Source organism: Blastococcus aurantiacus (assembly GCF_900102425.1).
GTDB lineage: Bacteria > Actinomycetota > Actinomycetes > Mycobacteriales > Geodermatophilaceae > Blastococcus > Blastococcus aurantiacus.
Genome location: NZ_FNBT01000004.1, coordinates 1 through 13,652, shown reverse-complemented (window position 1 = coordinate 13,652; position 13,652 = coordinate 1). Strand labels below are relative to the sequence as shown.

9 protein-coding genes and 1 riboswitch are annotated in these 13,652 nt (G+C 73.6%); of the genes, 5 read left to right on the top strand and 4 right to left on the bottom strand.

Going from position 1 to position 13,652, the window contains the following annotated elements:
• Positions 1-71: 71 nt before the first annotated feature.
• Together BLS70_RS08775 and BLS70_RS08770 are read left to right on the top strand one after the other, a co-directional pair.
• On the top strand, positions 72-1,118 hold the full coding sequence (locus BLS70_RS08775; protein ID WP_091766135.1) for an alanine racemase: 1,047 nt from the start codon (positions 72-74) through the stop codon (positions 1,116-1,118).
• Positions 1,119-1,191: 73 nt separating this feature from the next.
• Entirely contained in the window at positions 1,192-2,367 is a 1,176-nt protein-coding gene (locus BLS70_RS08770; protein WP_143030371.1) for a Kelch repeat-containing protein, read from the top strand.
• Between the two features lie 21 nt (positions 2,368-2,388).
• Here the strand turns inward: BLS70_RS08770 and BLS70_RS08765 are convergent, their stop codons facing one another.
• Positions 2,389-3,663 carry a cytochrome P450 gene (locus BLS70_RS08765; protein ID WP_091766129.1) on the bottom strand — a complete coding sequence of 425 codons (1,275 nt, stop codon included), beginning with the start codon at positions 3,661-3,663 and terminating at the stop codon, positions 2,389-2,391.
• A gap of 222 nt (positions 3,664-3,885) precedes the next feature.
• Here BLS70_RS08765 and BLS70_RS08760 point away from each other — a divergent pair, with 222 nt between their 5' ends.
• Positions 3,886-5,052: an alpha-hydroxy-acid oxidizing protein gene (locus BLS70_RS08760; protein ID WP_218122344.1), complete on the top strand. Its 1,167-nt coding sequence runs from the start codon at positions 3,886-3,888 to the stop codon at positions 5,050-5,052.
• A 10-nt stretch (positions 5,053-5,062) separates the two neighbouring features.
• Here BLS70_RS08760 and cobN read toward each other — a convergent pair whose 3' ends face one another.
• Together cobN and BLS70_RS08750 are read right to left on the bottom strand one after the other, a co-directional pair.
• A complete protein-coding gene (gene cobN, locus BLS70_RS08755) occupies positions 5,063-8,689 on the bottom strand; it encodes a cobaltochelatase subunit CobN (protein WP_091766126.1) in 3,627 nt (1,208 codons plus the stop codon).
• Between the two features lie 52 nt (positions 8,690-8,741).
• A riboswitch (cobalamin riboswitch) is annotated at positions 8,742-8,828 on the bottom strand.
• A 77-nt stretch (positions 8,829-8,905) separates the two neighbouring features.
• On the bottom strand, positions 8,906-10,786 hold the full coding sequence (locus tag BLS70_RS08750) for an ABC transporter ATP-binding protein (protein ID WP_091766121.1): 1,881 nt from the start codon (positions 10,784-10,786) through the stop codon (positions 8,906-8,908).
• A gap of 199 nt (positions 10,787-10,985) precedes the next feature.
• Here BLS70_RS08750 and BLS70_RS08745 point away from each other — a divergent pair, with 199 nt between their 5' ends.
• Entirely contained in the window at positions 10,986-12,134 is a 1,149-nt protein-coding gene (locus tag BLS70_RS08745; protein WP_091766113.1) for a ferredoxin-like domain-containing protein, read from the top strand.
• A 4-nt stretch (positions 12,135-12,138) separates the two neighbouring features.
• Here BLS70_RS08745 and BLS70_RS08740 read toward each other — a convergent pair whose 3' ends face one another.
• The gene (locus tag BLS70_RS08740; protein ID WP_091766111.1) at positions 12,139-12,783 is read right to left on the bottom strand and encodes a dihydrofolate reductase family protein; all 645 of its coding nucleotides are present in this window, start codon (positions 12,781-12,783) and stop codon (positions 12,139-12,141) included.
• A 176-nt stretch (positions 12,784-12,959) separates the two neighbouring features.
• Between BLS70_RS08740 and BLS70_RS08735 the strand changes: the two genes are divergently transcribed.
• Positions 12,960-13,652 (top strand): DUF222 domain-containing protein (locus BLS70_RS08735; RefSeq protein WP_143030370.1); only part of this gene is annotated, 693 nt, incomplete at its 3' end.

The window sequence follows — 13,652 nt, the reverse complement described above, 5'->3', positions numbered from 1 at the left end:
AAAACTCTGCCCCGGGTCGACGAAGCCTGCGGGCGGACCGCCGGGTCGGGTCCCCGTGCCAGACTCCGGCCATGACCACGAGCGCCCGCCCCGACCAGGCCGGATCGCGGCTCGCCGAGCTGTCGACGCCGGCCCTCGTCGTCGATCACGGTCCCCTGGAGCGCAACCTCGCCACGATGGCCGGCGTCTGGCCGGGGCGTCGGCTGCGGCCGCACGTCAAGGCGCACAAGACCAGCGGGCTGGCCCGTCGCCAGGCCGAGCTCGGGCACACCGGCTTCACCTGCGCGACGATCCGCGAGGTGGAGGTCATGGCCGCGGCGGGGCTGGGTGAGGACCTGCTGCTGGCCAACGAGGTCCTCGACATGCACCGGCTCGGCGCGGTCGTGAAGTCCGGCGCCCGGGTGACCGTCGCCGTCGACTCCGACGCCGTGCTCGCAGCCGCCGTGGCCGGGGGCGTCCGGGAGGTGCTGATCGACGTCAACGTCGGGCTCCCCCGGTGCGGCTGCGACCCGGCGGACGCCGGCCGGCTCGCCGACGCGGCACGGGCCGCAGGCCTCGAGGTGCGCGGCGTCATGGGCTACGAGGGCCACCTGATGATGGTCGCCGATCCCGTGGAGCGGGCCGGGAAGACGGCGGGCGCCATGGCGATGCTGCAGCAGGCGCACGCGGACGTGGGCGGCGACATCCTCTCCGGCGGCGGCACCGGCACCTGGCGGACCAATGCCGTCGTCACCGAGCTGCAGGCCGGCTCCTACGCGCTCATGGACACCGCGTACGCCGCGCAGGACGACGTCCCCTTCGAGCAGGCGCTCACCGTGCTCGCGACCGTGGTCTCGGTGAACAGCAGCAAGGGCTACGCCGTCGCGGACGCCGGCCTCAAGGCGTTCGGCATGGACCACGGCAACCCGACCCTGCCGGGCGCGGCGGTCTGGTACTGCTCGGACGAGCACACGATCTTCTCGATGGAGGACGGCGCACCGCTGCCCGCCGTCGGCGACCGGGTGCGGCTCGTGCCCGCGCACATCGACCCCACCTGCGCGATGCACGAGCGCATGTGGGTTGTCGACGGCAACGACGTCGTCGTCGACTGCTGGCCGGTCGACATGCGGGGCTGGTAGCGCCGGGTCGGCGTGCAGCGTCCGGCACCCCTCGATGCGTCTGACAGCTGACGGCGGCTGACGGGAGCGGGACATGGCGGACAGGGCAGAGGTTGTGGTACTGGTCGGCGTGCTGCTCGCGGTCACCGGAACGGGGTGCTCCACCCCGGCCGATGCCGAGCAGGCGTCGGCGTCGGGGTGGCGGCAGCTGCCGGATGCGCCCGTGGGACCGCGCGACGACGCGGTGCTCGTCGGCCTGGGCGACCGCGTGCTCGTCGTCGGGGGCTGGAGGTTCTCCTGCCCGCCGAACGCCGACTGCTCCGCCCCGCAGGATCCGCTGTTCCGCGACGGCGCTGTCTACGACGCCACCACGGACGCCTGGTCGTCCATCGCCCCGCCTCCGTTCGGCCTGCGCCGCGGAGAGGGCGACACCGCCGCGCTCGACGGCACCGCCTACCTGGTCACCGGCTGCGCCGACGGACCGGCCTGCGAGGCACCGCCCCGGCTGCTGTCCTACCGCCCGGACGACGACCGGTGGTCCGACCACGGCGTGATCCCCGGGGTGCAGCCAGTCCCCCGCCGCGTCACCACGCTGGACGGGAGCCTGCTGGTCTACTCGACCGGCGACACGCTCGTCCCGGCCGCCGACCTCCTCTTCGACCCGGGGACCGCCGCCTGGACCGAGCTGCCCGACGACCCGCTGCCCTGGAGCTACGACCGCTACATCGTGCCGGTGGGGCGCCAGCTCGTCCTCGCCGGTTCCCCGAGCCCGGTCCTCCCCCCGAGCGCCGAACCCGCGGACATGGCCGACCGCTTCGACCGCAAGCTCGCCGCCCGGTTCGACCTCGACCGTGCCGAGTGGGTCGTGCTCCCGGACGCCCCCGGGCAGGGGCGTCAGATGTGGCCCACCGATCGGGGTCCGCTGCTGCACGGGTACGAGAGCGGCTCGCCCGCATGGATCCTGGACCCCGGCACGTGGTCGTGGACGGCTCTGCCTGCGCACACAGGCGGCAGCGCGAACATCCACGGCGTGCTGGACGCCGGCCGGGCCGTCTACGCCGGCGCCCCGCTCCGGGTCTACGACAGCCGCACGAACGCGTACGTGTCCGTCCCGGACCCGCCCGGCGGGGCGGATGTGTACGGCTCTTCCAGCGCCGCGCTGGGCCGGCGCCTCGTCATCTTCGGCGGGCACCGGACGCCCACCAGCAGCTCCGGCGGCGCGAGCGGAGCGGTCGACGACGTCTGGTCGTGGACCCCTCCCCCCGGCTGACCGCCGGCCGCGCGGGACCGGTCAGCCGATGCGCAGGGGCAGCGCCCGGGGACCGCGGATCTGACCGGTGGACCAGCGCACGCCAGACGGGTCCGCCAGCGAGAACTCCGGGACGCGGTCCAGCCAGACGTCGAGCGCCACCCGCAGCTCCATCCGGGCCAGGTGGGACCCGACGCAGCGGTGGATGCCCAGACCGAAGGCCGCGTGCCGGTTGACCTCGCGGTCGATGAGCACCTCGTCGGCCCGCTCGAAGCGCTCGGGGTCCCGGTTGGCGGCGGGGAAGGGCAGCAGCACCCAGTCCTCGGCCTTCATCTCCACCCCGCCGAAGGTCATGTCCTGCTTCACCAGCCGGGCCATGGTGACCGGGGCGTAGGCGCGGAGGAACTCCTCGACCGCCGTCGCACGCAGCGACGGGTCCTCGACGAGGCGGCGCCTGTCCTCCGGGTGTGTGGCCAGGTGCCACAGCGAGGCCCCGATGGCGCTCCACGTAGTGTCGATGCCGGCGATGAGCAGCAGCGCCATGGTGCCGGCCACATGCTGCGGCTCCAGCTTCTGGCCGTACAGCTCGGCGTCGATCAGATGGGTCGTCAGGTCGTCCCGGGGGTTCGCGGCATGGTCGCGGATCTGCGCCAGGAGATAGTCGAAGAGCTCGTTGCCGCGCTCCTCGCGCTCCTCCATCGGGTCGTTGATCCCCTCCAGCGCGTTCTCCACGAACACCTTGAACTGCGGGCCGTCCTCGGCGGGGAAGCCCAGCATGTCGGCGATCACGCGGATGGGGATGTGCATGCCGTACTCCGTCGCCGCATCGACGACGTCGCGGCCGGCGAGGCCGTCGATCAGCGAGTGGCAGAACGCCTCGGTCGTCACCGCCTGCTTCGCCACGTTCGCCTTGGTGAACGCCGGCAGCAGCAGCTTGCGCGCGTCGTGGTGGAACGGCGGGTCCGACGAGATGGGCGGCTCACCGCCCACCGGCGCCAGGTCCAGCGGAGGGCGGTAGTTGTTCACGATGATCGCGCGAGAGCTGAAGTGCTCGGTGTCGTAGGCGATCGCCTGCACGTCCTCGTACCGCGTGGGCAGCCAGGCGCCGCCGAACCGCTCGGTGTGGGCGATCGGGCATCGCTCCCTCAGGTCCGCCCAGATCTCGATGGCGTTCGCGGCGTACTGCTCGTCGATGTGCGAGAAGTCGGTGGCCCAGTCCGACACCGGCCCGGTCACGGGCTCGCTCCACGTCCCGAGCTCCTCCTCCACGGGCTCCCGCCGATGGAAGTCCTCGGTGAACCTGTCATCGACGGTCATCGTCGCCCCTTCGCCTGCGGATTCGAGTCGTGCACCCGGGGGCGGCCTCGAGGCCCGGCCCGAACCCAGCAATTGAAATGTGATTCAGTTCACCCCGTCAAGGGTCTTCGGCCCCGCGGCATCCATGTCGGGGGCCGCACATGTTCCGGTAGCCGGTGGATGCCTACGATCCGCAGGCCCGGCCGAGCCGGCCCGCGCTGACGGAGACGACGAGGAGTGCACGTGGCGAACCACGGCGAGTGGCAGTTCGGCATCTACTTCAACGGGCTGGTCGGGCAGAAGCCGTCACTGCCGATGAGCTACGACGCCCTCGAGCGGGCCGCCGAGGCCGCCATGTCCGAGGAGGTGTGGTCCTACGTGGCCGGCGGCGCCGGCAACGAGCACACCCAGCGCGCGAACGTGACCGCCTTCGAGCGGTGGGGCCTCATGCCCCGGATGCTGGCGGGCGCCGCGCAGCGCAAGCTCGGCGTCGAGATCTTCGGGCAGCAGCTGCCGACGCCGCTGATGATGGCGCCGGTCGGTGTCATCGGCATCTGCGAGCCCGAGGGGCACGGTGACCTCACGACCGCGCGCGCCGCCGCGGCCACCGGCGTCCCGATGATCGCCTCGACGCTGATGCAGGACCCGCTGGAGGACGTCGCCGCCGCCCTCGGGGACACCCCGGGCTGGTTCCAGCTCTACCCGCCGAACGACCGCGAGCTGACCGAGAGCCTGGTCCGCCGGGCCGAGGCTGCCGGGTACCAGGCGATCGTCATCACCCTGGACACGCTCGCCCTGGGCTGGCGGCCGCGGGACCTGAGGATCGCGAGCTTCCCGCAGCTCACCGGCCTCTGCCTGGCCAACTACACCTCCGACCCGGTGTTCCGCTCCCGGCTGGACGCTCCCCCGGAGGAGGACCCGCAGGCCGCCACCGGCCTGTGGGCCAGGATCTTCGGCAACCAGAGCCTGAGCTGGGACGACCTCGCCTGGTTCCGCTCCCTCACCACGCTGCCGATCCTGCTGAAGGGCATCTGCTCCCCCGACGACGCACGTCGCGCCGTCGACGCCGGCATGGACGGCATCTACTGCTCCAACCACGGCGGGCGCCAGGCCAACGGCGGCCTGCCCGCCATCGATTGCCTCGCCGACGTCGTGGACGCCGCCGGCGACGCGCCGGTGATCTTCGACAGCGGAGTCCGCGGCGGCCCCGACATCGTGAAGGCCCTCGCGATGGGCGCGCGGGCGGTCGCGGTGGGGCGCCCCTACGCCTACGGCCTGGCCGTCGGCGGGCAGGAGGGCATCGAGCACGTGCTCCGCAGCCTGCTCGCCGAGACCGACCTGACGATGGCCGTCGACGGCTATCCGACGATCGCCTCGCTCACCCGCGACGCGCTGCGCCCCGTCCGGTGAGGCGGGCGGGTCACCGGCCCAGTTGGGCCGGTGACTCACCACCCTCGAGGTCGCCCTCGGTGTCGAGGTAGGCCTGCTGCAGCTCGGCCAGCAGTGCCGGGTCGGGCTCGGCCCACATGTTCCGGTCGACCGCCTCGAGCAGTCGCTCGGCGATGCCGTGCAGCGCCCACGGGTTCGAGTTCTCCATGAACTCGCGGTTCTCCGGGTCGAGCACGTAGGTCTGCGCGAGACCCTCGTACATCCAGTCGGCGACGACGCCGGTGGTCGCGTCGTAGCCGAACAGGTAGTCGACGGTGGCGGCCATCTCGAAGGCGCCCTTGTAGCCGTGCCGGCGCATGGCGGCCAGCCACTTCGGGTTGACCACCCGCGCGCGGAACACCCGGGAGGTCTCCTCGACCAGCGACCGGGTGCGCACGTGCTCGGGCCGGGTGGAGTCCCCGATGTAGGCCTTGGGCGAGTTCCCCGTCAGCGCACGGACGGTCGCGACCATGCCGCCGTGGTACTGGAAGTAGTCGTCGGAGTCGGCGATGTCGTGCTCGCGGGTGTCGATGTTCTTGGCCGCCACCGCGATACGCCGGTACGAGGTCTCCATGTCCGACCGCGCCGCGACGCCGTCGAGGTCCCGGCCGTAGGCGTAGCCGCCCCACACCGCGTAGACCTCGGCCAGGTCGGCGTCGGTGCGCCAGTTGCGGCTGTCGATCAGCGAGAGCAGCCCGGCCCCGTAGGCCCCGGGCTTCGAGCCGAACACCCGGGTGGTGGCCCGGCGCCGGTCCCCGTGCTCGGCGACGTCGGCGTCCACGTGGGCGCGGACGAAGTTCTGCTCCGGGGTCTCGTCCAGGCCCGCGGCGAGGGTGACGGCGTCGTCGAGCATGGTCACCACGTGCGGGAAGGCGTCCCGGAAGAACCCGGAGATCCGCACGGTGACGTCGATCCGCGGCCGGCCGAGCTCGGCCAGCGGGATGGGCTCGAGTGCGGTCACCCGGCGGGACGCCTCGTCCCACACCGGCCGCACGCCGAGCAGCGCCAGCACCTGGGCGACGTCGTCACCGGAGGTCCGCATCGCCGAGGTGCCCCACACCGAGAGCCCGACCGAGCGCGGGTGCGTGCCGGTCTCGCTCACGTACCGCTCGACGAGCGACTCGGCCAGCCCCTGCCCGGTCTCCCAGGCCAGCCGGGACGGCACGGCACGGGGGTCGACGGAGTAGAAGTTGCGGCCGGTCGGCAGCACGTTGACCAGCCCGCGCAGCGGCGAGCCGGAGGGCCCGGCCGGCACGTAGCCGCCCTCCAGAGCGTGCAGCGCCATGTCGATCTCGTCGGTGGTCCGGGCCAGCCGCGGCACCACCTCGGCGACGGCGAAGTGCAGCACCCGCTCCACCTCGGCGTGCGGCTCCCCCAGCACCTCGAGGACCGTCGGCGCCACGGCGCCGGCTCGCCAGCCGGCGTCCTCCATGGCGGTGACCAGCGCGAGCGCCCGGGCCTCGACCTCGTCGGTCTCGTGCAGCCCGGCCGCGCCGTCCTCGACCAGGCCCAGCGCCTCGCGCAGCCCGGGCATCGCGACCGAGCCGCCCCAGATCTGCCGGGCGCGCAGGATCGCCAGCACCAGCCCGACGCGTGCGTCGCCCTCGGGCGGGGAGCCGAAGACGTGCAGCCCGTCGCGGATCTGGCTGTCCTTGATGGCGCACAGCCAGCCGTCGACGTGCAGGATCATCTCGTCGAACTCGGCGTCGTGCGGCCGGTCGTCCAGGCCCAGGTCGTGGTCGAGCTTGGCGGCCTGGATCAGCGTCCAGATCTGCTGGCGGACGGCGGGCAGCTTGGGCGGGTCCATCGCCGCGATGTTGGCGTGCTCGTCGAGCAGCTGCTCGAGGCGTGCGATGTCGCCGTAGGTCTCGGCGCGGGCCATCGGCGGCACCATGTGGTCGATCAGCGTCGCGTGCGCGCGGCGCTTGGCCTGGCTGCCCTCGCCCGGGTCGTTGACCAGGAACGGGTAGACCATCGGCAGGTCGCCCAGTGCGGCGTCCGGGGCGCAGGCCGCCGAGAGGCCGACGGTCTTGCCGGGCATCCACTCCAGGTTGCCGTGCTTGCCCACGTGCACGACCGCGTGCGCGCCGAACGACGAGCGCAGCCAGTGGTAGGCGGCCAGGTAGTGGTGGCTGGGCGGCAGGTCGGGGTCGTGGTAGATCGCAATCGGGTTCTCGCCGAAGCCGCGGGGCGGCTGCACCATCACCACGACGTTGCCGGAGCGCAGGGCGGCGAACACGATGCAGTCGTCGGTCGGGTCCACGAACAGCTCACCCGGCGGCGGGCCCCAGTGCTCGACCATCCGGTCGGTCAGCTCGGCGGGCAGCGTGTCGAAGAAGGCGCGGTAGTCGGCGGCCGGGATGCGCACCGGATTGCCCGACAGCTGCTCGGCGGTGAGCCAGTCCGGGTCCTGGCCGCCGGCCTCGATCAGGGCGTGCACCAGCGCGTCGCCGTCCAGGTCCGCGACGCCGGGCAGCGCGCCCGGCCCCTCGAACGGACCGATGTCGTAGCCCTGGCCCTGCATCGCGGCCAGCAGCCGGACGACCGACGCGGGGGTGTCCAGGCCGACGGCGTTGCCGATCCGCGAGTGCTTCGTCGGGTACGCCGACAGCATCACGACGATCTTCCGGTCGGCCGGCGCGGTGTGCCGCAGGCGGGCGTGCGCCACGGCGGTGCCGGCGACGCGGGCCGCCCGCTCGGGGTCGGGCACGTAGGAGGTCAGGCCCTCGTCGTCGACCTCCTTGAACGAGAACGGGACGCTGATGATCCGGCCGTCGAACTCGGGAATGGCCACCTGGTTGCCGACGTCGAGTGGGGAGAGCCCGTCGTCGTTGGCCGCCCAGGTCTCGCGCGGGGTGCCCAGCACCAGGCCCTGGATGACCGGCACGTCCAGGCGGGCCAGCTCGCCGACGTCCCAGGCGCCGTCGTCCCCTCCGGCCTGGGCGGTGGCCGGCCGCGAACCGCCGGCCGCCAGCACCGTGACGACCATGGCGTCGACCGTGCGCAGCACGTCGAGCATCGCCGGGTCGACCGCGCGCAGCGACGCGGTGTAGATCGGCACCGGCACGCCGCCGGCGGTCTCGATCGCCTCGCACAGCGTGTGCACGAACGCGGTGTTCCCGGCCAGGTGGTGCGCCCGGTAGTAGAGGACGGCGACGCGCGGGCCGGTCGCGGCGCTCGGCCGGTCCAGCAGGCCCCAGTCCGGCGCGACGGCGGGGGTCTCGAAGCCCTCGCCGTCCAGCAGCACGGTGTCGGCCAGGAAGCGGTGCAGCTGCACCACGTTGTCCGGCCCGCCCTGGGCCAGGTAGGCGTGCGCTTCGGTGGCGACGCCCATCGGGACGGTGGACAGTGCCATCAGCTCGGCGTCGGGGAGCTGCTCCCCACCCAGCACCACGACCGGCAGGCCGCTGTCGAGCAGCGGCTGGAGCATGTCCTCGTACTTGCGGGCGGCCCCGAGGATCCGGACGACGACGAGGTCGGTGCCGGCGGCGAACGCGGCGAGCTGATCGGCGCCGACCCGGTAGGGGTTGCCGAGCTTCCAGTTCGACCCACTGGCCCGGGCCGAGAGCAGGTCGGTGTCGGAGGTGGACAGCAGCGTGAAGGTGCGCTGGGTGCTCATGGGGAAGCCTTCCCTCGGGGTCCGCGCCCCGGGTCGTCGGGCACGGCAGCCGGAGTGTCTGGCTCCCACGGGGCTCTCGGACCTGCAGAGCCCCGTGGTCACAGTGGCGGGACCGCGCCGGGATCGCACCGGCTTCCTCGCATCACTGCCGTGATGGACCGGGACGCTACCGGGTGCCCGCCCGGCTCCCGCGACGGCTCCCGCCGTGCCGCCACCTCAGGCCGGCGCGGCGGCCAGCGGCTGGTCGAACTGGGTGCGGTACAGCTCGGCGTAGCGGCCGCCGGCGGCCAGCAGGTCGGCGTGCCCGCCGCGCTCGACGATCCGCCCGTCCTCCAGCACGAGGATCAGATCCGCCGCGCGCACGGTGGACAGCCGGTGCGCGATGACGATGGCCGTCCGGCCCGCGAGCGCCTCGTCGAGCGCGGCCTGCACCGCCGCCTCCGACGTCGAGTCGAGGTGCGCGGTGGCCTCGTCGAGGAGGACCACCCGCGGGCGGGCCAGCAGGAGACGTGCGATGGTCAGCCGCTGGCGCTCGCCGCCGGAGAGCCGGTAGCCGCGCTCCCCCACCACGGTGTCCAGGCCGTCCGGCAGCGACCGGACCAGATCGCCCAGCCGGGCGCGGGTGAGGGCTGCCCACAGCTCCTCGTCGTCGGCACCCGGCGCGGCCAGCAGCAGGTTCGAGCGCAGCGACTCGTGGAAGAGGTGCCCGTCCTGGGTGACCAGGCCGAGCGTCTCGCGGATCGAGGCGAAGCTGAGGTCGCGGACGTCGATCCCGGCCAGGCGGACCGCGCCGGAGTCGACGTCGTAGAGCCGCGGCAGCAGCGACGCGATGGTCGACTTGCCCGCACCCGACGAGCCGACGATGGCGACGACCTGCCCGGGCTCGACGGTGAAGGACACGTCGTGCAGGACGTCCACGCCGCCGCGGGCGTCGAGCTGGGCGACGTCCTCGAGCGAGGCCAGGGACACCCGGTCGGCCGACGGGTAGCCGAAGGTGACGGAGTCGAACTCGACCGACACCGGACCCTCGGGGACGGCGCGGGCGTCGGAGCGCTCCTGCACCAGCGGCACGAGGTCGAGCACCTCGAAGACGCGCTCGAAGCTCACCATCGCCGAGGAGAGGTCCACCCGTGCGCTGGCCAGCGCGGTCAGCGGCGCGTAGAGCCGGGTGAGCAGCAGCGCCAGGGCGACGACGGCGCCGGGGTCGAGCGATCCCTGCAACGCGTAGTAGCCGCCGAGCCCGTAGACCAGCGCCAGGGCGAGCGCGGAGACGAGCATCAGCGCGCTCACGAAGACCCACTGCACCATCGCCGTACGCACGCCGATGTCGCGCACGCTGCGGGCGCGGGCGGCGAACTCGGCCGACTCGCGCCGTGGCCGGCCGAACAGCTTGATGAGCGTGGCGCCCGGCGCGGAGAAGCGCTCGGTCGTCTGGTCGGTCATGGCCGCGTTGTGGTCGGCGGCGGCGCGGCCCAGCCCGGCCAGCCGCCCGCCGATGCGCCGCGCGGGCAGGAGGAAGGCGGGGAGCAGCAGCAGCGACAGGACGGTCACCTGCCAGGAGAGGGTGAGCATCACGGCGCCGGTGAGCAGCAGTGTCACGGTGTTGCCGACGACGCCGGCGAGGGTGTCGCTGAAGGCGCGCTGCGCCCCGATGACGTCGTTGTTCAGCCGCGAGACCAGCGCACCGGTGCGCGTCCGGGTGAAGAAGGCGACGGGCATGCGCTGGACGTGGTCGAAGACCGCCGTCCGCAGGTCGTAGATGAGCCCCTCGCCGAGGCTGGAGGACAGGAAGCGGCCCAGGATGGACAGGCCCGTCCCGGCCACCGCGATGACGGCGATCAGCACGGCCAGCCAGATGACGACGGACGGGTCGCTGCCCTCGACGATCGCGTTCACGACCCGGCCGGCCAGCAGCGGCGTCGCCACCGTCAGCACCGCCTCGACGATCCCGACGAGGACGAACGCGACGATCCGCCGCCGGTGCGGCCGGGCGAAGGTCAGCACCCGCCGCACGGTGGCCCGGGAGAAGGGACGGCGGTCGTCGCGGGCGTACATGGCGTTGGACAGCGCCGACCACGCGGTCATCTCCATGCTCATGCCGGGTCTCCTCCCGCCGTGACTGCTCCTGCCGTGCCCGGTCCGCCCGGCTCCTCGGGGTGCAGACGTCCGGTCCTGTCGGTACTCATCGGCGGCATGGCGCGGACGGTAGGACCTCACGTGGACGTGAGGTCAAGTGAGTTGCCGGCTCGGCACGGCGGACTCACCGCCTGCTCTGCGAAGTAGCCTCGCGGGCGCCATGACCGTTCCCCCCGCCCGCCTGCGGGCCGACGCCTGCCCGGGCGCGCTGCAGACGCACGCCGCCGCCGACGGCGCCCTCGCCCGGGTGCGCGTTCCCGGCGGCGTGCTGACCGCGGCCCAACTGCTCGACCTGAGCGCAGCGGCACGGGACCTCGGCGACGGCGCCCTGGAGCTCACCAGCCGGGGGAACGTCCAGCTGCGCGGCCTGCGGGCGGGGGCCGAGGCGGAGCTGGGCGACCGGCTCGCCGCGACCGGCCTGCTGCCCAGCGCCACCCACGAGACGGCGCGCAACGTGCTGGCCAGCGTGCTGAGCGGCCGGGTCGGCGGCCTGCTCGACGTCCGGTCCTGGGTGCCGGCGTTCGACGCCGGGCTCTGCGCCGATCCCGCGCTGGCGGCCCTGCCCGGCCGGTTCCTGGCCGCCTTCGACGACGGCCGGGGCGACGTCGCGGGGTTGGGCGCCGACGTCGGGCTGCTGGCCCTGGACGACGGGGCCGTGGCGCTGCTGCTGGCCGGCGTCGACAGCGGGCTGCGCACCGGCCCGGACGGCGCGGTCGCGCTGGCGCTGGCCGCGACCCGGGCCTTCCTCGACGTCCGGGCGGAGCAGGGCGGGGCCGCCTGGCGGATCGCCGACCTGACGGACGGGCGCGCCCGCATCGTGACCCTGCTCGGCGGCTCGCTCGACGCGCCGCGGCCCGTGCCGCCGGCACCGGTGAGCGGACCGGCCGGCGCGGTGCCGCAGGACCACGGCCGCACCGCGCTGGTCGCCGTCGTCCCCCTGGGCCGGCTGACGGCCGCCCAGGCGGACCTGCTCGCGGAGACCTCCGCCGGCGAGCTGCAGCTCACGCCCTGGCGCAGTGTCGTGGTCCCCGACCTGGCCGACGCCGCGGCGCTGCCGTTGCTCGCGGCGGCCGGTCTGGAACTCGACCCCGGGAGCCCGTGGCTGCGGGTGACCGCGTGCGCCGGGCGGCCGGGGTGCGCCAAGTCGCTGGCCGACGTGCGGACCGACGTCGTCCGGGCGGTGACCGCGGGCGCCCTCCCGGCCGGCGGCGCCCGACAGCACTGGGTGGGCTGCGAGCGCCGCTGCGGCCGACCGGCCGGCGAGGTCGTGGACGTCGTCGCGACCGGCGAGGGCTACCGGATCGGCTGAGCGGTCACTTCCGCCAGAACAGGTGGTGGGTCACCCCGCTCGGGCTCGGCACGACGTCGCAGTGGAAGCGGTCGAGCAGCTCGTCGGGTGAGAACCAGAGCCGGGTTCCCGCACCGAGCTCGACCGGCGCGACGGCGACGTGCAGCGTGTCGACCAGGTCGGCGTCGAGGAACTCCCGGATCACCGTCGCTCCCCCACCGAGCCGGACGTCCTTGCCCTGCGCGGCCTCGCGCGCCTGCTCGAGCACCTCGGCCGGCTTCCCGTCGACGAAGTGGAACGTGGTGTCCGACAGCGTGAACGAGGGGCGCAGGTGGTGGGTCAGGACGAACACCGGCGTGTGGAACGGCGGCTCGTCACCCCACCAGCCCTGCCACTCGTGGTTCTCCCACGGGCCGCGGTGGGGGCTGAACTTGTGGGCGCCCATGATCTCCGCGCCGATGTTGTGCGCGAAGTCGCGGGTGAAGTAGTCGTCCAGCCCGCGGCTCCCGCCGGGGTCGGTCCGGTTCGGCCAGCTCGCCGTGGCGCCGGCCCACGCCATCATGGTTCCGGGGTCGGCGTGCCCGAACGGCCGCTCGAGGCTCTGACCTTCACGGGCGCCGAAGCCGTCGCTCGAGACGACGAAGTTCTGGACTTTCAACAGCTGGGTCACGGGGCTCCTTCTGATGGTCGACGACGGTTGGACTCCCGTCGGGCGCAGAACTCATCGAGGGCTGCGCGCGAGCCGCCCGGTGGGCCCGCTGTCAACGTAGATCCGGGATCTGTGGACAGGCTCCTGGCCTGCGGGTTCAGGCAGAGATCGATCGTCGATCGCGGTAAGATTCGTACATGTGTTCGATCGACTGCGCGACTCCGACGGCGTGCCTGGCAGGTGCGCTGGAGGCGCTGGCCGGTGAGGACCTGGAGCAGTCGTTCGGGCCGGCGGTGATCGAGCGCACCGGATCGCTGGTGTTGGCGCGGAACCGGTTGGACGCGGTGCTGGCGCGCACGGTGCGCGAGGGCGAGCTGACCCAGGCCTCGGAGCATGACGGCAAGGCATCGATGTCCTCCTGGCTGCGGGGCCACCACCGCCTGTCCCAGGGCGAGGCGAGCCGGCTGGTGCGCAACGGGCGCGCCCTGGAGCAGCTACCGGCCCTCGCAGCAGCGGCTACGGCTGGTGCGGTGACCGCGGAAGCCGTGTCCGTGGTCGCGCCGGTCGCCTCGGCCGAGAACCTCGCCCGCGCCGAGGCGCAGGACGTCGACGTCCCGGCGATCGACGCCGCACTCACGACGGTGGCATCGACCCGGCCGCATGCCGAACTGCGGCAGGTGGTCGGCCACTACCTGGCCCGCCTCGACCCCGACGGCACCGAACCCGACCCCACCGAGAAGCGGTCGCTGTCGCTGAGCAAGCGCACCGACGGGTCGCTGTCCTTCCACGGCACCCTCGACGCCATCGGCGGGGAGAAGCTCCAGGCCGCGGTCGAGTCGATCCTGCAGGCATCCCGCCCCGCGGGGGACACCCGCACCCGCGCCCAGCAG

Excerpts from the sequence above, each read along its gene's own strand:
- BLS70_RS08765 (WP_091766129.1), bottom strand. The coding sequence starts at position 3,663 with ATGACCGTCGATGACAGGTTCACCGAGGACTTCCATCGGCGGGAGCCC.
- BLS70_RS08745 (WP_091766113.1), top strand. The coding sequence starts at position 10,986 with ATGACCGTTCCCCCCGCCCGCCTGCGGGCCGACGCCTGCCCGGGCGCG.
- BLS70_RS08770 (WP_143030371.1), top strand. The coding sequence starts at position 1,192 with ATGGCGGACAGGGCAGAGGTTGTGGTACTGGTCGGCGTGCTGCTCGCG.
- BLS70_RS08750 (WP_091766121.1), bottom strand. The coding sequence starts at position 10,786 with ATGAGCATGGAGATGACCGCGTGGTCGGCGCTGTCCAACGCCATGTAC.
- BLS70_RS08775 (WP_091766135.1), top strand. The coding sequence starts at position 72 with ATGACCACGAGCGCCCGCCCCGACCAGGCCGGATCGCGGCTCGCCGAG.
- cobN (WP_091766126.1), bottom strand. The coding sequence starts at position 8,689 with ATGAGCACCCAGCGCACCTTCACGCTGCTGTCCACCTCCGACACCGAC.